Origin of the sequence: Erythrobacter sp. F6033, from assembly GCF_023016005.1 — a bacterium.
Classification (GTDB): Bacteria; Pseudomonadota; Alphaproteobacteria; order Sphingomonadales; family Sphingomonadaceae; genus Erythrobacter.
Genome location: NZ_JALKAZ010000001.1, coordinates 1,711,927 through 1,728,127, shown reverse-complemented (window position 1 = coordinate 1,728,127; position 16,201 = coordinate 1,711,927). Strand labels below are relative to the sequence as shown.

Here is a 16,201-nt window from a genome sequence, read left to right as displayed (position 1 = left end):
CGATCTGTCATCTAAACCAAGGCAAGGGTGATGGGAACAGCGCGGCTCAAACGATGCGGTTCTTCAAATTATCAGTAGGTTCGATTTCCTTGCGCCGCGCTCTTATTGACCTCTTCTTTGAATCGGTTTTGCAGCGTTAGATACTCCGCTTCGACGCGGTCATAGCGCTCGATCAGACCGATGAGATAGGCGCGATCTTCTGCTGCGGCGAGGGCAACCGGCATCAGCTCTTGGCGGATACCCCAAAGATCATAGAGGTTCTTCATAGCGTTGATGATTTCCGCAGTGTCTTTGACAAGGCCAACATAGCCAGCCACTTTCGAATAATAGGAAAAGATATCTTTCGGACCCGGCCCGACAATTTGGCCCTTCATGTAGTTGAAGAGCTTGGCCGTGATCGACTGGGCGGTATCCAATGGCTTGTCGACATCGCGCGCTGGATCGTAGGCGATCCCGGCTCTTTTCAGCGCCTCTGCAAGGTCAGCTGATTGCTGTTGATCGCTGACAGGAGTGCCAGCTTCGGCAAGTCGGCGATATTGGTCCCGAAGGGCATCAAGTTGCGGAATGAGAGCGTCAATCTTGGCGGGTTCTACTCCTTCCTTTTTGAAGGCATCTTTGATCTGTTCGCTTACCCAGGCTTTCGCTTTGCTTTCCAATGATCGGGCATCATCCAGTTCGCCATAGAATTTGCGCATTAGCGTCTCGTTCAACGCGTCGGCTTCAGCCAGCAAGGGTTTAAGCTGTTTGTCACGTCGCTGACGCAGAGCATCCATGTTTGTTTCGGCAGCTAGCAAGAAGGCCTGAGGGACAGACTCTGAGTAATCCGGGCATGGCTTGAATGCATCGGCGGCGCGGATCCCTGCGCCTTCATATTGATCCGCCGCCCTTCTGTGCATTGTGATCAGCGCAGTACGATACCCCTTCAAAGCGTCATCGGGGCCGCGGTTTTTGACCGTTTCAGCGACCAACACTTCCAAGCGATCAAGGGTGAGATATTGCTCTGCAGTCATGAAATCTGGGATGTCCGCTGAGCTTTTGATTGGGGAAGGGTAGAGGCGCACCGCTGGTAGGGAGTCATCATAGACCGCTATGCGATCAGTTTTTTGATCGAAGTCCGTGATGGCCTTGCTAGTCCCTTTGGTCAGCAATTCGATATAGGTAATCAGATGGCATCGTCGCTGGCTATCATCGGAGCTGTCTTGGGTGGGCTCTGCATTTGGCTGCGGGTCTGCTGATTTTGCTCCCGGTGACGACGGAGTGGTGTTCCGTGATGATGGAGCATCGCGTGTGCCGGTTGAACCTGCTGATCCGGAAACCTTCACCCAATGGGAAAAGTCGCTCATCGCGCCAAGATGGCTCAATTTGCCATCGTCTCGGCTGACATAGATGATGCCGAGATTGGTCCAATTTCCGCTGTTTTTGTCAAAGACTTCTCCGCCGCTTGCAGAATTGGACCAAACAGAACGCGGAGCGCCAGACGCATTTATCCCTCTGATGATGCGTTTGCCTACCATGTCGCGAAAGCGCTTTTCGCTGCTCTCCATCCAAGGACTTAGTCTATCGAGCCGCGCCGATACTGTGCCATCTTGTTCCAGATAAAACGTAACGGCGGCGCCGCTGCGGTTTGAGTTGGGCCCGAACATATGGTCGCCGTTCCAGGTGCCCAGCAGCCACGCAAAGGTTGCCCTGCGTTCTTCCAGTTTTTCTGCTGACAGTTCCGGTCCGGTGGCTTGTTCTGGTTGGGCAAAGGCGGGTGCCGATAAACCCAGCGCGATGCACGTGCCCAATGTGATCCAAGTCTTCATAACACCCCCTCAAGGGCGACCCGGCGATAATACTAACAAGCTTCCCACCGAAAGGGAAACGCACAGAATTTTGTACGCTGGATCAAAGCTTGCCACTTGCAGCGCGGCGCCTAGAAATGGCTCATGGCAAAAGGCACACATGACTTCGCGGCCGATCCGCGCAACGAAACCATCCTGATCAACGTCAACGGCGATATGGTCCCTCGGGCTGAGGCGAGCGTATCCGTCTTCGACAGCGGCTTTATGCTGGGCGACGGTGTGTGGGAGGGGCTGCGCGTACATAACGGCAAGGTCGCCTTCTTGGGCGCGCATATGGACCGATTGTATGAAGGCGCAAAGGCCATTGCGATGGATGTCGGCCTGACGCGAGAAGAGCTGTCCGCTCGGATTGATGCAACTATCGACGGCAATGATATGCGCGGGCAGGAAGGCGTCCACATTCGTTTGATGGTGACGCGCGGCATCCGCTCGACGCCGTATCAAGACCCGCGTGTGGTTATTTCGCCCGCGACCATAGTGATCATTCCCGAATACAAAGCGCCGCTGCCTTCAACGATTGAAACCGGCATTCGCCTGTTCACTGTCCATGTGCGGCGCGGTGATCCGGCGGTGCAGGATCAGAAACTCAATTCGCACAGCAAGCTGAACTGCATCACAGCGTGCATACAGGCGACGCAGGCGGGTGCGGATGAGGCATTGATGCTCGACCCGCACGGTTTTGTCGCGACTTGCAATTCGACGCATTTCTTTATCGTTCGCAAAGGCGAAGTCTGGACATCCACAGGCGATTACTGCCTCGGAGGTATTACGCGCAGCAGCGTGATCCGCGTGTGCAAAGAAGCTGGGATTCCGGCGTTCCAGAAGAACTTCTCGCTAACTGATGTTTACGGCGCGGATGAGGCATTTGTGACGGGCACATTTGCGGGCGTTGTGCCTGTGACTGAAGTGGACGGTCGGGAACTCACCGAAGGACGCGGGCCGATGGTTGAGCGGCTTCAGGGGCTCTACAAAGCGTTGATGGAGCGCGACGTCGCATGACAATCCGGGTGGCAATGTGGAGCGGACCGCGAAATCTCTCGACCGCGATGATGCGGAGTTTTTCCGGGCGTGCAGATACGTTTGTGAGCGATGAGCCGTTTTATGGCGCTTACCTGAAAGAAACCGGTGATCCGCAGCCAATGGCGGATGCAATCATCGCCGATATGGACTGCGATTGGCACTCTGTCGCGAAGGCACAGAATGGCGAAACGCCGGATGGAAGCGCCGTCTGGTATCAAAAGCATATGCCGCATCATATGGAAGGGCCAGTCAGCATTCTCGACTTTCCCGATACACGCCATGCGTTTCTGATCCGCGATCCGATCCGTGTTGCGGCGAGCTATGCTAACAAACGCAGCGCGATCCGGCCTGGCCACCTCGGCACCAAGCGGCAACGGCAATATTTTGAAATGGAAGCGGACCGATTGGGTAAAGCGCCGCCGGTTGTCGACAGTGCGCAAATCCTGAGCGATCCTGAAGGCGTCTTGCGCCGGCTGTGCTCTGCCTTGGAAATCGAATGGGACGCTGGGATGCTCGAATGGAGCGAGGGGCGGCATCCACAAGACGGCATCTGGGGCTCACATTGGTATGACAAGGTCAACGGATCGACCACCTTTGGCGGTGCACCGGGGCCTCTGCCTCAGCTGGATGATGACTACGCTAAAGTCGCCGAAGCGTGCCGTGAGGATTACGAGGCGCTAAAAACGCACGTGATCTAGCTACGCATACGATTGTGCAATGCAGCATGTGTGTTGACGAGACAGGCCAAGCCTCTATGCCTCGGATCATGACAACCGGCACTGCAATCGGCGCACCGCCAACGCTTGCCTCCCTTTCGGGGAAGGCTCCAGTGTCACTTTTTCTCGATTTCGACGGTACCTTGGTCGATCTTGCTCCCGGGCCGGATGAGATCAAGCCGCGCACTGGACTGGCGGATGATCTGGTCGCGCTTTCGCACAGGCTTGATGGCCGCGTCGCGATTGTCAGCGGGCGGGGCCTGGCGGACATAGAAAAGCATATCGGAACGCTGCCTATTGCTGGTGCGGGCTCTCACGGATCGGACATTCGAACCGCAGATGGCAATGCTTTGGGTGAGGGCGCGCAGGGCCTACCGGAGGCAATCGAGCGCGAACTCCGAGAATTCGCATCGATCAATGCGCTTGATTACGAACACAAGCCGCATGGCGGAGCGCTGCATTACCGCGCAAACCCGCAGGCGGGCGAGGCAGCCCATGCCTTCGCTGAGCAATTGGCTGACAAGCACGGATGGGCCGCGCAAAGCGGGAAATGCGTTGTCGAGATCGTCGCCAAAAGCGCAAACAAAGGTTCTGCTGTCGCGACCTTTCTACAAACGCCTCCGTTTGCGGGATCGCGCCCGTTCTTTATCGGTGATGACCTGACCGACGAAGCCGGTTTTGCCGCTTGCGCCAGAGCAGGCGGCGGCGGAATTCTGGTCGGTGACCGCGCAGAGACTTGCGCAGCATACCGACTTCCCGATGTATCCTCAGTTCACGAATGGCTTGAATTATGACGACAAAGCACACCCCCAATCTGGAGCTGTGGCCGATTGGCAATTGTCAGGTTTCCGGTCTGATCGATCAGACGGGCGCGCTGGTCTGGGGCTGCGTGCCGCGCGTTGATGGTGATCCGGTTTTCTCCGCTCTGCTGAACGGGGATCAGCGGGATGCTGGCATCTGGCGGTTCGAGCTTGAGGGACAGGTGTCTTCCAAGCAGGAATATATCCGCAACACACCGAACCTTGTGACCACTTTGGAAGCGAGTGATGGCAGCGCGGTCGAAATTCTCGACTTTTGCCCGCGCTATGAACGCTCTGGCCGGATGTATCGTCCGGTTTCCTATGTCCGCATTGTCCGTCCAATCGCGGGCAATCCGCGCATTCGCGTTGTGCTCAACCCGGTGAAGAATTACGGCGCACAAGTCGCGGACACCACGCACGGCACAAACCATATCCGCTATATTGTTGGCCCGCAGGCGATGCGCCTCTCGACCGATGCACCGGTTGGCTATGTGCTGGATGGCAGGACATTCCGCATTGAGGAAGACACGCATTTCTTCCTCGGTCCAGATGAGCCCTTTGTCGGCAATTTGCGCGATGAAGTGCGCGGTATGGAACAGCGCACGCGTAAGTACTGGCAGACTTGGGTGCGCGGACTGCATATTCCGTTTGAATGGCAGGAAGAGGTCATCCGCTGCGCGATCACGCTAAAGCTGTGTCAGCATGAGGAAACCGGCGCGATTGTCGCTGCGCTCACCACGTCGATCCCCGAAGCCGCCCATTCGGAGCGCAATTGGGACTATCGTTATTGCTGGATCCGCGATTCCTACTACACCATTCAGGCACTGAACCGCCTTGGTGCGCTGGATGTGATGGAGAAATACCTCACCTATCTGCGCAATATCGTTGACGGCGCGCGGGGCGGGCAAATCCAGCCGCTTTATTCCGTCATGGGCGAAAGCGAGCTGGATGAAACCACCGCCAGCTACCTCGCTGGTTATCGCGGGATGGGACCAGTGCGGCGCGGCAATGCGGCCTACAAGCAGATCCAGCACGATTGTTACGGCCAAATCGTTTTGCCCAGCGTGCAGAGCTTTTTCGACAAGCGTCTGCTGCGCCCGGCGGATGAGCGTGATTTTGAAAACCTCGAACAGGTCGGCAAGATGGCGTGGGCCATGCACGATCAGCCTGACGCGGGCTTGTGGGAGTTCCGCACGCGCGAAGAGGTGCACACCTATTCGGCTGTGATGAGCTGGGCCGCTTGCGACAGGCTGGCGACTGTCGCCACGCATATCGGAAAAGAAGATCGCGCAAAAGTTTGGCGTGAGCGCGCCGACAGCATCCGCGCCAAAATCGAAGCGGAAGCGTGGAAAGATGATGGAAACGGCGGCGGTCATTATGGCGCCAGTTTCGAAAGCGACTATCTCGACGCGAGCCTGCTGCAAATGGTCGAGCTGCGTTTTCTCTCTCCGGATAACGAGCGTTTCCAACAAACATTCGCCGCAGTTGAGAAACACCTGCGGCGCGGCGATCACATGCTCCGCTATGCCGCTGAGGATGATTTCGGCGCTCCTGAAACCGCGTTTAACGTCTGCACATTCTGGTTGATCGAGGCGTTACATCTCGCCGGGCGTGACGATGAGGCGCGCACGCTTTTCAATACCATGCTAAGCCACACCACAGGGTCTGGGCTGCTATCCGAAGACCTCGATTACGAAACCGGAGAGCTTTGGGGGAACTTCCCGCAGACCTACTCGCTGGTAGGGGTAATCAACTGCGCCGGATTACTGTCCAAAATGTGGAGCGATGTGAGATAATCCTATGAGCCGCCTAGTCGTTATCTCGAACCGCGTAGCCGTGCCCAAAGCGCGCGGTGCTGCGGGTGCGCAAGGCGGACTTGCTGGCGCTTTGAACGCAGCGCTCAAGGATTATGGTGGGCTTTGGTTCGGCTGGTCTGGGCAGGAAAGCGAAGATCGCACTGGCAATATGAACCTGCAGCGCAATGATGGTGTGACGACCGCGACCATCGACCTGTCAGCACGCGATATTGATGAATATTACAATGGTTATGCGAACTCGACCTTGTGGCCGCTGTTCCATTACCGGATCGACCTTGCCGAATATGAGAACGAAACCGGCAAAGGGTATGAGCGGGTCAATGAACGCTTTGCCGAAAGCGCCATGCCTCTCATCGAGGAAGAAGACCTCGTTTGGGTGCACGATTATCATCTGATCCCGCTGGGCGATCGTTTGCGAGAGCGCGGCGCCAAAAATCGCATCGGATTTTTCAGCCACATCCCATGGCCGCCGACGCGCCTGCTAACCTCGCTGCCTTTTCACGAGCGGCTGGTCGAAACGATGCTTGCCTATGATATGATCGGTTTCCAGACCGAAGAATGGCTCGGCAGTTTCTTTCATTATTGCGAGACGGAGCTGGGCGCGGAAGTCGACAAGGACACCGGCCGTATCAATCACAAAGGCCGGACGACTGTCGCGAGGTCCTATCCCATCGGAATTGATTGGGATCATTTCCAAGCTCAGGGCGAGACTGACGAAGCCAAAAACGCAGAAAAACGCCTGCTCGAATCCCTGCGCAACCGTACTGGAATGATCGGCGTAGATCGTCTTGATTATTCCAAGGGTCTGCCCGAGCGGATTGACGGAATAGGACGGTTTTTTGACCAGCATCCCGAGCGGACCCGCGACCTGATCTTTATCCAGATCGCGCCGCCGAGCCGAGAGGATGTCGAGAGTTATCAAAAAATCCGCGCCGAGCTTGAGCAGAAAACGGGCCAGATCAACGGTGCCCGGTCACAGGTCGATATCGTCCCGATCCGTTATGTGAACCAAGGGTACAGCCATGCCGAACTGTACGGTTTCTTCCGCGCATCAAAAATCGGCATGGTCACTCCGCTGCGTGACGGAATGAACCTGGTCGCGAAGGAATATGTCGCGGCGCAGGATCCGGACAATCCCGGTGTGCTGATCCTGTCAGATTTCGCCGGAGCCGCACAGCAATTGGCATGCGAAGGGAAAGGCGCGGTGATCGTCAATCCGCACAGTCCCGATGCTCTTGCCCGTGCAATCCAAACCGCACTCGATATGCCGCTGGATGAGCGCAAGAGCCGCTATGAAGCGATGATCGGCACTGTTCGCGATGACAATGTGCAAGATTGGACGAAGAATTTCTGCGACGATCTGGCCGGTGTCAGTCTTTAGACTGGTCGTCTTTCGAGCCGAATAGAGTTTTCCAGAAACCCGGCATCACGAGCCACCCGCGTCTTGAGGTCAAGATGGGTGCCGCCAAGCTTCATTATGGCGCGTTCAATCCGACTGGTCAGTATCAGTGGCGTGAACGGCTTGCGGATGTAGTCCTGCGCCCCGGCGTAGATTGCTCGGCTTTCATCCGCCTCACCGCTCATCGCCGTGAACATGATGACGGGCAGATCATAGAAGGTGGCCGATCCACGCAGTTTGCGCAGCAGACTGACGCCGGAGATACCCGGCATATCCTGATCAAGCAGCAATAGGTCGGGCCGTCGCTGTTTCATCAAAGTCCAGGCATCCTCTCCATTCGTCACCCATCCGCATGCGTGACCAGCGTCAATCAGAATGTCGCTCGCCATTTCGGCGACCAGTTCGTCGTCATCTGCGATTAGGATGTGAGCCATAATAGGGAGCCTGCTGTGTTTTGAGGTAAAGGCGGGTTCGGGAGTGATCGCTGGTTAGCAATACAATTGCCAAATGCTGGCTTACGGTGGGGTAGGGGCTACTCCCTATCCGAAAGCGTCAGAACTGTTGTGCGAAGGCGCCGCCGCTGTCACACGCGATGACATGATTCGACACACCCCAACAGATCCGTTTCTTGCGACGCAGGGCATTCACAACCTCCGTGATTATGGGGGCTATAAGACCGCTGATGGTGGGCGGGTGAAGCTCGGTCTACTGTTCCGTTCGGGCCATCATGCCGATGCGAGCGAAAATGATCTTGCTACCGTCTCAGAGCTTCAATTGAGGCATGTGATCGACCTTCGCGGGGATAGCGAACGCGCGCGCCATACCTGTCGACGCTCTGCCGATTTCGACGCGCAGGTGCTGTATTTTGAAGGCGAGACAGCCGGGCTTGCGCCGCACCTTGAAGCGGCACAGGGCAGCATCGACGCCACGAGTGCGCACGCTGCGATGGTGGATCTGTACGGCGCGTTGCCCGATCGCAAAGGCCTTAATTCGGTTTTGACAGACTACTTCGACGCGCTCGCCAGCGGTAAAGGCGCTAGCCTCGTCCACTGCGCGGCGGGCAAAGACCGAACCGGGATTGCCGTCGACTTGCTCCACCACATTCTTGGTGTGCATCCAGATGATGCGATGCACGACTACTTGCTGACCAACCATTCGCCGCGCAATGACGAACGCATCGCGCACGGTATGAACATGCTGGGCGACAAATACGGGTCCAGAGACGAAGCCATGGCGCGGGTATTGATGGGCGTTGATGCCGAATTCCTTGAGGCGGCGCGGGCTTCTGTAAAAGAGCGGTTTGGCAATGCAGATGTCTATCTCGAACAAGTTCTCGAAGTAGATGCTGCGAAACGGGGCGCCATCAAAGCTGCGCTTGTGGATGCCTAAGACTTTCCACGCCGCCGCGAATTGAAGTGCGCCGTCTGAAAGCCTAAGTCAGGGCACGAAATTATTAGGAACGACTCCAATGGCTACCCATCGCACCAAAATGCTCATCATCGGCTCCGGCCCGGCAGGATACAGCGCCGCCATCTATGCGGCGCGCGCCATGCTGGAACCGATTGTTGTGCAGGGCCTCCAGCCCGGCGGTCAGCTGACCATCACCACTGACGTCGAAAACTATCCCGGTTACCGTGAAGTGGTGCAGGGGCCGTGGTTGATGGAAGAGATGAAGGCTCAGGCCGAGCATGTCGGCACGCGCATGATGTGGGACACGATCGTCTCGGTCGATCTCGAGAGCGGCCCTCCATACACAGCCATTGGCGACAGCGGTGATGAATATATCGGCGATACACTGGTGATCTGCACCGGCGCTCAGGCCAAATGGCTCGGAGCGCCAGGCGAACAGGAGCTTGGCGGCAAAGGCGTATCAGCTTGCGCGACCTGCGACGGGTTCTTCTATCGCGGCAAGAAGGTCGCTGTGATCGGCGGCGGCAACACCGCTGTTGAAGAGGCGCTTTACCTCACCAACCATTCCGATGACGTAACCCTGATCCATCGCCGCGACGAATTGCGAGCGGAAAAGATTCTTCAGGAGCGTCTGTTCAAAAGCCCGAAGACGTCGATCCTTTGGAACAAGCAGGTGAAGAGCTTTGAAGCCGGCGAGCGCGGCGCTCTCGATCATCTCGTCCTCGAAGACACGCAAACGGGCGAGACATCGACGTTGCAAGTCGATGGCGCGTTTGTCGCAATCGGCCACGCGCCTGCGACGGAACTGTTCAAGGGCAAGCTCGCGATGGATGCGAGTGGCTATCTGGATGTTGAGCCCGGCACGCCAAAGACCGCAATTCCGGGCGTCTTCGCTGCTGGTGACGTAACAGACCACGTTTACCGTCAGGCAGTGACCGCTGCAGGCATGGGCTGCATGGCCGCGCTTGACGGGGAACGCTTTCTAGCTGCTCAGGAAGATGAAGCCGAGGCAGTCACCGAAGCGGCGGAGTAATTCTCCGCCGCGTCCGGCACCAATCAGATGTGAATGTCGAACACCACGATGCTTGCGTGGAAGATCAACGCGATCAGCACCAAGCTCGACAATGCGAACAATACAAAACGGACAAGCACCTTGTTCGCAGTCACTTGAACAAGGCTGTGTGTGACGCGCAGGCCGGTGTAAATCCACGCAAGAAATGCGTTCATGCCGCCGCCCTGATCCAGCACAGCAAGCGTTAGAACCACTGCATAAAAAACAGTAGGTTGTTCGTGTAAGTGATTGTAATTGTCTGCCTTCCAATTAACCTTTTCAGGCAATTGCTGACGCAGGCTCGCACCGGTTGTACCAACCAGCTTTGCCGGGTTTTCAATATCAGGCGACTTGTTCATCGCCGGAATGCGGGTCGCATACATCCACGCCCACATGATCATCGTCCAGATCATGAGCGCGACGGCGGGTTGCAGAATATCAAGTCCGTTCATGGGTGAGTTCCGTTCGTGTTATTGGGGCAGCGCGGAAGGATCCGCGAAAACCGTGATCATGAGCAACCGGATCGCAAGCGCGATCAAGACGAATGTGCTGAGCAGGAACAAGACGAACCGCGGCCCGACCTTGTTCACCAGAATCTGCCAAAGCGAATGCACAATACGTAGGCCGACATAGGCCCATGCCAGCATGACGTCGGTGCCAGTCGGGCCAAGCACTGTGATCATCAGCACAACGGCATAAAACAGAGTGGGCTGTTCGTGCAGGTGGGTGTGATTATGCGCCGGCCAGTTGGCTTTATCCGGTAGCACCCCTTCAAGATCTTGACCGCGCGATCCCTCTTTGCCTTTCAGACTGGATGTGTCGGCCTTGGAAAGCGAACCAAATCGCGGCGGAATGATCCAGAACAATACAATGATGGTCCACACCACCAAAACGGCGGCTGGAGCGAGCATTTGAGCCTGCATTGAGACGATCCCCTCTTCTCTCTTTTCAGGCAACACCCCTGCGAAAGGCAGGGCGCATTGTCAAATCATGCGGCAATAGTCTCGGCAAAGCGCGCCGGATCGGCATTCCCCCCAGTGATCATTATAACGGTGCCTTCATCGACCGGAACTTTACCTGCCAAAGCAGCAGCGAGGGCAGCAGCACCGCCTGGCTCCACGACCATCCGCAGGTTTGCATAGGCCCACCTTTGGGCAGCGCGCACTTCTTCATCGGTAACAGTCACACCGGGTTCGGCGCGGTCTTTCAGCATATCGAGGTTCAGCTGTTTGGTGACATCGGGTTGCAATGCGTCGCAGATTGTCTTGGGCGGAGTTTCTGACACGCGCACAAGTTCGCCCGCTTTCATGGCCTGCCCGACCATGTCCCAGCCTTCCGGCTCGACAATATGGATCGCGGCATCGGGGCAGGCGAGGCCAAGGCCCGCGGCCAATCCGCCACCGCCGCAGCATGTGATAAGGCGGCTCGGCGCATGGCCCAACTGCTCTGCCGCTTCCAAGCCAGCGGTGCCTTGCCCCTCCATCACCCACGGATCGCCGAATGCGTGCACCAGAGTGCCGCCGCGTTCGTCGATCAACTTGGCTGCAACAGCATCGCGGTCTTCGCCGGGGCGCTCATACAGGACGACTTCCGCGCCAAGAGCGCGGGTGTTGGCGAGTTTCACTTCCGGTGCGTCCCGCGGCATGACGATGGTTGCCTTCAGGCCCAATCGCTTTGCGGCCCACGCCACGCCTTGTGCATGGTTTCCGCTTGAGACGGCAACGGCATGATCGCTTTCCAGATTGTTGAGCCTCCACCATGCGCCTCTGATCTTGAAAGCGCCGATCGGTTGCAAGTTCTCGCACTTAACATGCGCCCGAATTCCGCCAATTTCGATAGGCAAAAGCGGGGTCGGTTGCAGAGGGATGGACTGGATGCTTTTCAGGGCTTCGGCAACGCCAACAGCGGTCGGCTTTTTTATTTCGTCTTGGATCATTTGTCCGTCTTAGCGCATTGGACTAGTGAGCGCGCAAGAATCGAATTTGAAAGGTTACGGATATGTCGACAGTTCTGGTGATCGGGGCAGGCGGGGTTAGCTCGGTTTGCGTCCACAAAATGGCGATGAATTCAGGCATCTTTCCGGAGATCCACCTGGCCAGCCGGACCAAGTCCAAGTGTGATGCCATCGCGGAGAGCGTAAAAACCCGCACTGGCCAAAGCATCGAAACCTATGAGATTGATGCCGAAGAAGTTCCGGCGATGGTCAATTTGATCAAGAAAGTCGGCGCGACGCTCGTCGTGAACCTGGCGCTGCCTTATCAGGATTTGCCGATCATGGATGCGTGTCTGGAGGCGGGCACGCATTATCTCGACACGGCCAATTACGAGCCCAAGGACGAAGCGAAGTTCGAATACCATTGGCAATGGGCTTATCATGATCGTTTCAAGGAAGCGGGCCTGATGGCGCTGCTCGGCAGCGGGTTTGATCCCGGTGTGACAAGTGTCTTCACCATGTGGCTGAAGAAGCACAAGCTGAAGACGATCCGCACGCTTGATATTCTCGATTGCAACGGCGGCGACCATGGTCAGGCGTTTGCCACCAACTTCAATCCGGAAATCAATATCCGCGAAGTGACCGCGCCTGCGCGCCATTGGGAGAACGGCGAGTGGGTGGAAACGCCCGCGATGCAAGTTTCGACCCCGTTCGATTTTGAGAAAGTCGGCACCCGTCAGGCTTATCTGATGTATCACGAAGAGCTGGAAAGCCTTTCGAAATTCAACCCTGAGATTGAGCGGGCGCGTTTCTGGATGACGTTCGGCGATGAGTATATTAAACACCTGACCGTGCTGCAGAATGTCGGCATGACGGGGATTGAGCCAATCACCTATCAGGGCAAGGAAATCATCCCGCTGCAATTCCTTGCTGCCGTTCTGCCTAAGCCGGAAAGCCTTGGCGAGACGACCAAAGGCAACACCAATATCGGCTGTATCGCTACGGGCGAGGCGCTGGACGGTTCAGGCGAGAAGACGTTCTACATCAACAACATTTGCAGCCACGAAGCCGCCTATGAAGAGACCGGCAATCAGGCTGTTTCTTACACGACCGGCGTTCCCGCGATGATCGGTAGTGCGATGATGGTGACCGGGAAATGGTCAGGTGAGGGCGTATTTAATATGGAAGAAATGGACCCGGATCCATTCATGGAGATGCTGAATGAGCACGGCCTGCCGTGGCAAGTCGCAGAGCTGGACGGGCCGGTAAAGTTCTAATGCAAACCAAAGCCGGTGATCCGGGCGCGTTCGCCCAGTTCGATCTCTCCCGCGTCGACAGTCCTGCTTTCGTCGTGGACGCGGCGAAAATTCGTGCGAATTGCCAGCTACTCGCGGGTATCCGTGACGAGGCCGCAAGCGATGGCGCCAGCATCAAAGTGTTCGCCGCGCTTAAGGCGTTTTCCATGTGGTCGACCGCGCATATCATTGGCGAATATCTCGATGGCGTCTCCACTAGCGGCTTGTGGGAAGCGCGGCTCGCGAGCGAATTCTATGACGGCGAAATTGCGACCTATTCCGCGGCCTTCAAGCCGGAGGAACTCGAAGAGATTTGCCGTCTGTCCGAGCATGTGATTTTCAACTCACCCGGACAGATGAAGCGTGCGGCGTTGATCCTTGATCACGCGGCCACCACCGGCGGCGATGTTTCCGTGGGCCTGCGCATCAATCCAATGGTCGCGACCGGCGAAGTGCCGAAATACGATCCTTCTGCGCCCGGTTCGCGGCTCGGCTTCCCGCTGGATCAGCTGACCGAGGAAGCGATGGAGGGCGTCGAGGGCATCCACTTCCACAATCTGTGCGAGCAGACATTCGAGCCGCTCCGGCAGACATGGGACCGCGTATTCGACGCAATCGAGCCGTGGTTTGGTCAGCTGAAATGGATCAATATGGGCGGCGGGCACCATATCACGCGCGCGGACTATGAACGCGATGCGTTGACCGAATTTCTGCGTGATGCGGCGGCGGATACGGGTGCGGAAATCATCATTGAGCCGGGCGAGGCCATCGCATTGGATGCAGGCATTCTGGTCGGCACACTTCTCGATACCGGCTTCAACGAAGTGCCTATCGGGATCAGCGATATTTCAGCGACGTGCCACATGCCCGATGTGCTGGAAGCACCCTATCGCCCCGCCATGCTGGGTGAGCTGACAGACGAAGACAGCATTCCGATCCGTATGGGAGGGCCGTCATGCCTCGCGGGGGATGTGATTGGCGACTACAAGCTGCCCGTTCCGGCTGAAGCAGGCGCGCGTTTCGCGTTTCTTGATCAAGCGCATTATTCGATGGTGAAGACGAACACGTTTAACGGTGTGCAGTTACCCTCGATCTGGCTGTGGGACAGCGAAACCGACGCGCTCGAATGCGTGAAGCGTTTCGAATATGAGGATTTCCGCAACCGGTTGAGTTAGCGGCGGACGCTGCGTCTGCGGCGACCAAAACCACCTTCATTCGTGAGATCGCTGGACGGGTCCATTTTGTTGAGGACTCTTCCGCGCTCATTCTGATTGATCGCCAGAGCAAGTCCGGCAAGGGCTGCAAATTGTTCCGCAGCCTCGGCAACGCGCGCTTCATCGTCCGCGGCATTGAGTGAGCCGCTTTCAAAAAGATTATTGCTCTCAACCGCGATAACGACCGAGCCGCGCGTGAATAGCGCGCGTACCGCTTCACCTTGAAACGCTTTTTCAACTGCGAGCAGGTGTTCGACATAGGATGGGTGCACAAGAACGCGCGCTTCCACCTGATCGTCGCTCCAAATCTCAAAGACGTCTTCAAAGTCCGGGTGGACCTGATCGACATAGTCAAGCTGATGACCGCGAAATTTCACATTGTCTTTGCGTCCGCCAAAGCCAAGCCATTTCTTGTGCTTGCCCGCGCGTTGAAGGAGTGTGGTTGAATGGAACGGGCGACCAAATTCCATTGCGGTAATCGCGCCGCGAAACACTGTGACCCAGCGGCGGTTTTTCCCCGAACCGCGCCGCTCTTCCAGATGGGCTTCATACAGTTCGAAATGATGCCCTTCGATCTGTCCGAACCAGCGATCTTCGAAGCCTGAACGATCGTAATCTGGGACCAAACCATAGGTCCGACACGCCTCAAATTCGCCGCCCGGCTCCACATCATGGGCATATTCAACGCCCAAAGACCGAGCGATCGCTGAGTTGATGCCGACTTTAATCGTTTTCTTGGCGGCGTTGATCGGCATGTATCCCCAAGCGCCAACGCCAATTGCGCCGCCAGCGGAAAGGAAGAATTTCAATTGCCCGGAAAAACTTGGACCGAACCACATAAAGGCGAGCAATGGGAGCAGAACGACTGCACCCCAGGTCCAACGGGAATGCGCGCTTTCCTTCGCTTCTGCACGCATGGCAGATTGCTGCTGGAGCCAGTCTCCCAGCTCCCCATTCATCAATCCCTGAACATCCGCACGCATGATTTTTCCCGAATTTCTTATAAAAGCTGCGATCTTTTAACCAATGGAAGTTAGTATATAGTTGCCCGCATAAGGAGGGGTGCACAATGTTTGAGATTTTTGGCTGGTTCTGGACATCCGCGATTGTCGTGATTGTTGTTGGGTTGGTGCTGCTTGTTATCGGCATCTACAACAATCTGGTCGGGCTTCGTCAAAATGTTCGTCAGGGTGTCGCCGATATTGATGCGCAGCTTCGCTTGCGTCATGATCTGATCCCTAATTTGGTCGAGACGGTGAAGGGCTATGCTTCGCACGAATCCTCGACGCTAGAGAATGTGATTCAGGCGCGTAACACTGCGGCCAAGGGCAATCCTTCGTCATCTGATGAAAAAGGGCTGAAAATTGCACTCGATAATCTGCTGGCGCTGGGCGAAGATTACCCCGACCTAAAAGCGAACACAAACTTTCAGGAACTTCAGACCGAGCTGGCTGATGTCGAAGACAAGCTGGCAGCATCGCGCCGCGCGTTGAACGCAGCCGTTGCGCGGTTCAACACCGCCCGTGAGGCGTTTCCGGCGGTTCTGTTTGCGGGTACGCTCGGTTTTCAGGAAGCTGATTTCAACCGGCTGGACGACAGCGAAAAAGGCACCGTGGATCAGCGCCCGGCTGTTTCGTTCTGATTTGCGGAACTTTTCGCACATCGAATGATTTTATATTGCGAGAGCGCGCATAAGGTTTAT

At 56.6% G+C, this 16,201-nt stretch carries 16 protein-coding genes; 10 read left to right on the top strand and 6 right to left on the bottom strand.

Features of this window, described 5'->3' with window-relative positions:
• Window positions 1-71: 71 nt before the first annotated feature.
• The gene (locus MWU39_RS08215) at window positions 72-1,805 is read right to left on the bottom strand and encodes a hypothetical protein (RefSeq protein WP_247159515.1); all 1,734 of its coding nucleotides are present in this window, start codon (window positions 1,803-1,805) and stop codon (window positions 72-74) included.
• A 123-nt stretch (window positions 1,806-1,928) separates the two neighbouring features.
• Between MWU39_RS08215 and MWU39_RS08210 the strand changes: the two genes are divergently transcribed.
• The 5 genes from MWU39_RS08210 to MWU39_RS08190 all read left to right on the top strand — a co-directional run bounded on the left by MWU39_RS08210 (window position 1,929) and on the right by MWU39_RS08190 (window position 7,578).
• Window positions 1,929-2,843, top strand: a complete 915-nt coding sequence (locus tag MWU39_RS08210; protein WP_247159514.1) for an aminotransferase class IV — start codon at window positions 1,929-1,931, stop codon at window positions 2,841-2,843.
• Window positions 2,840-3,562 carry a sulfotransferase gene (locus tag MWU39_RS08205; RefSeq protein WP_247159513.1) on the top strand — a complete coding sequence of 241 codons (723 nt, stop codon included), beginning with the start codon at window positions 2,840-2,842 and terminating at the stop codon, window positions 3,560-3,562. The genes MWU39_RS08210 and MWU39_RS08205 overlap by 4 nt, the downstream gene beginning before the upstream one ends.
• 68 nt (window positions 3,563-3,630) lie before the next feature.
• Entirely contained in the window at window positions 3,631-4,374 is a 744-nt protein-coding gene (otsB, locus tag MWU39_RS08200; protein ID WP_247159512.1) for a trehalose-phosphatase, read from the top strand.
• A complete protein-coding gene (locus MWU39_RS08195) occupies window positions 4,371-6,176 on the top strand; it encodes a glycoside hydrolase family 15 protein (RefSeq protein ID WP_247159511.1) in 1,806 nt (601 codons plus the stop codon). Before otsB ends, MWU39_RS08195 begins: the two co-directional genes overlap by 4 nt.
• Window positions 6,177-6,180: 4 nt before the next feature.
• A complete protein-coding gene (locus MWU39_RS08190) occupies window positions 6,181-7,578 on the top strand; it encodes a trehalose-6-phosphate synthase (protein WP_247159510.1) in 1,398 nt (465 codons plus the stop codon).
• Here MWU39_RS08190 and MWU39_RS08185 read toward each other — a convergent pair.
• Window positions 7,575-8,030: a response regulator gene (locus MWU39_RS08185; protein WP_247159509.1), complete on the bottom strand. Its 456-nt coding sequence runs from the start codon at window positions 8,028-8,030 to the stop codon at window positions 7,575-7,577. The two genes, MWU39_RS08190 and MWU39_RS08185, sit on opposite strands and share 4 nt — an antisense overlap.
• A gap of 163 nt (window positions 8,031-8,193) precedes the next feature.
• On the opposite strand from MWU39_RS08185, the gene MWU39_RS08180 reads away from it, so the two are divergent.
• Window positions 8,194-8,985: a tyrosine-protein phosphatase gene (locus MWU39_RS08180; protein WP_247159508.1), complete on the top strand. Its 792-nt coding sequence runs from the start codon at window positions 8,194-8,196 to the stop codon at window positions 8,983-8,985.
• 79 nt (window positions 8,986-9,064) lie between these two features.
• Window positions 9,065-10,039: a thioredoxin-disulfide reductase gene (gene trxB / locus MWU39_RS08175; RefSeq protein ID WP_247159507.1), complete on the top strand. Its 975-nt coding sequence runs from the start codon at window positions 9,065-9,067 to the stop codon at window positions 10,037-10,039.
• A gap of 23 nt (window positions 10,040-10,062) precedes the next feature.
• Here trxB and MWU39_RS08170 read toward each other — a convergent pair whose 3' ends face one another.
• From MWU39_RS08170 to MWU39_RS08160, 3 genes are read right to left on the bottom strand one after another with little or no spacing between them, the layout of a single operon-like run.
• The gene (locus tag MWU39_RS08170; RefSeq protein ID WP_247159506.1) at window positions 10,063-10,509 is read right to left on the bottom strand and encodes an MAPEG family protein; all 447 of its coding nucleotides are present in this window, start codon (window positions 10,507-10,509) and stop codon (window positions 10,063-10,065) included.
• An 18-nt stretch (window positions 10,510-10,527) separates the two neighbouring features.
• On the bottom strand, window positions 10,528-11,013 hold the full coding sequence (locus MWU39_RS08165; protein ID WP_348646381.1) for an MAPEG family protein: 486 nt from the start codon (window positions 11,011-11,013) through the stop codon (window positions 10,528-10,530).
• 32 nt (window positions 11,014-11,045) lie between these two features.
• Window positions 11,046-11,993, bottom strand: a complete 948-nt coding sequence (locus MWU39_RS08160; protein WP_247159505.1) for a threonine/serine dehydratase — start codon at window positions 11,991-11,993, stop codon at window positions 11,046-11,048.
• A gap of 62 nt (window positions 11,994-12,055) precedes the next feature.
• Between MWU39_RS08160 and MWU39_RS08155 the strand changes: the two genes are divergently transcribed.
• Window positions 12,056-13,267 carry a saccharopine dehydrogenase family protein gene (locus MWU39_RS08155; protein WP_247159504.1) on the top strand — a complete coding sequence of 404 codons (1,212 nt, stop codon included), beginning with the start codon at window positions 12,056-12,058 and terminating at the stop codon, window positions 13,265-13,267.
• Entirely contained in the window at window positions 13,267-14,460 is a 1,194-nt protein-coding gene (locus MWU39_RS08150) for a carboxynorspermidine decarboxylase (protein WP_247159503.1), read from the top strand. The genes MWU39_RS08155 and MWU39_RS08150 overlap by 1 nt, the downstream gene beginning before the upstream one ends.
• Here MWU39_RS08150 and MWU39_RS08145 read toward each other — a convergent pair.
• Window positions 14,457-15,482, bottom strand: a complete 1,026-nt coding sequence (locus tag MWU39_RS08145) for a DUF3137 domain-containing protein (protein ID WP_247159502.1) — start codon at window positions 15,480-15,482, stop codon at window positions 14,457-14,459. The genes MWU39_RS08150 and MWU39_RS08145 overlap by 4 nt on opposite strands.
• An 86-nt stretch (window positions 15,483-15,568) precedes the next feature.
• Here MWU39_RS08145 and MWU39_RS08140 point away from each other — a divergent pair, with 86 nt between their 5' ends.
• Window positions 15,569-16,141 (top strand): LemA family protein, encoded by a 573-nt coding sequence (locus MWU39_RS08140; RefSeq protein WP_247159501.1) that lies wholly within the window; start codon window positions 15,569-15,571, stop codon window positions 16,139-16,141.
• Window positions 16,142-16,201: the final 60 nt, after the last annotated feature.

What these genes read in the sequence shown, in the direction of transcription:
- MWU39_RS08210 (WP_247159514.1), top strand. Translation starts at nt 1,929, where the DNA reads ATGGCAAAAGGCACACATGACTTCGCGGCCGATCCGCGCAACGAAACC.
- MWU39_RS08150 (WP_247159503.1), top strand. Translation starts at nt 13,267, where the DNA reads ATGCAAACCAAAGCCGGTGATCCGGGCGCGTTCGCCCAGTTCGATCTC.
- MWU39_RS08190 (WP_247159510.1), top strand. Translation starts at nt 6,181, where the DNA reads ATGAGCCGCCTAGTCGTTATCTCGAACCGCGTAGCCGTGCCCAAAGCG.
- MWU39_RS08145 (WP_247159502.1), bottom strand. Translation starts at nt 15,482, where the DNA reads ATGCGTGCGGATGTTCAGGGATTGATGAATGGGGAGCTGGGAGACTGG.
- MWU39_RS08215 (WP_247159515.1), bottom strand. Translation starts at nt 1,805, where the DNA reads ATGAAGACTTGGATCACATTGGGCACGTGCATCGCGCTGGGTTTATCG.
- MWU39_RS08170 (WP_247159506.1), bottom strand. Translation starts at nt 10,509, where the DNA reads ATGAACGGACTTGATATTCTGCAACCCGCCGTCGCGCTCATGATCTGG.
- MWU39_RS08205 (WP_247159513.1), top strand. Translation starts at nt 2,840, where the DNA reads ATGACAATCCGGGTGGCAATGTGGAGCGGACCGCGAAATCTCTCGACC.
- MWU39_RS08180 (WP_247159508.1), top strand. Translation starts at nt 8,194, where the DNA reads ATGATTCGACACACCCCAACAGATCCGTTTCTTGCGACGCAGGGCATT.
- MWU39_RS08140 (WP_247159501.1), top strand. Translation starts at nt 15,569, where the DNA reads ATGTTTGAGATTTTTGGCTGGTTCTGGACATCCGCGATTGTCGTGATT.
- MWU39_RS08160 (WP_247159505.1), bottom strand. Translation starts at nt 11,993, where the DNA reads ATGATCCAAGACGAAATAAAAAAGCCGACCGCTGTTGGCGTTGCCGAA.
- MWU39_RS08155 (WP_247159504.1), top strand. Translation starts at nt 12,056, where the DNA reads ATGTCGACAGTTCTGGTGATCGGGGCAGGCGGGGTTAGCTCGGTTTGC.
- MWU39_RS08195 (WP_247159511.1), top strand. Translation starts at nt 4,371, where the DNA reads ATGACGACAAAGCACACCCCCAATCTGGAGCTGTGGCCGATTGGCAAT.
- trxB (WP_247159507.1), top strand. Translation starts at nt 9,065, where the DNA reads ATGGCTACCCATCGCACCAAAATGCTCATCATCGGCTCCGGCCCGGCA.
- otsB (WP_247159512.1), top strand. Translation starts at nt 3,631, where the DNA reads ATGACAACCGGCACTGCAATCGGCGCACCGCCAACGCTTGCCTCCCTT.
- MWU39_RS08185 (WP_247159509.1), bottom strand. Translation starts at nt 8,030, where the DNA reads ATGGCTCACATCCTAATCGCAGATGACGACGAACTGGTCGCCGAAATG.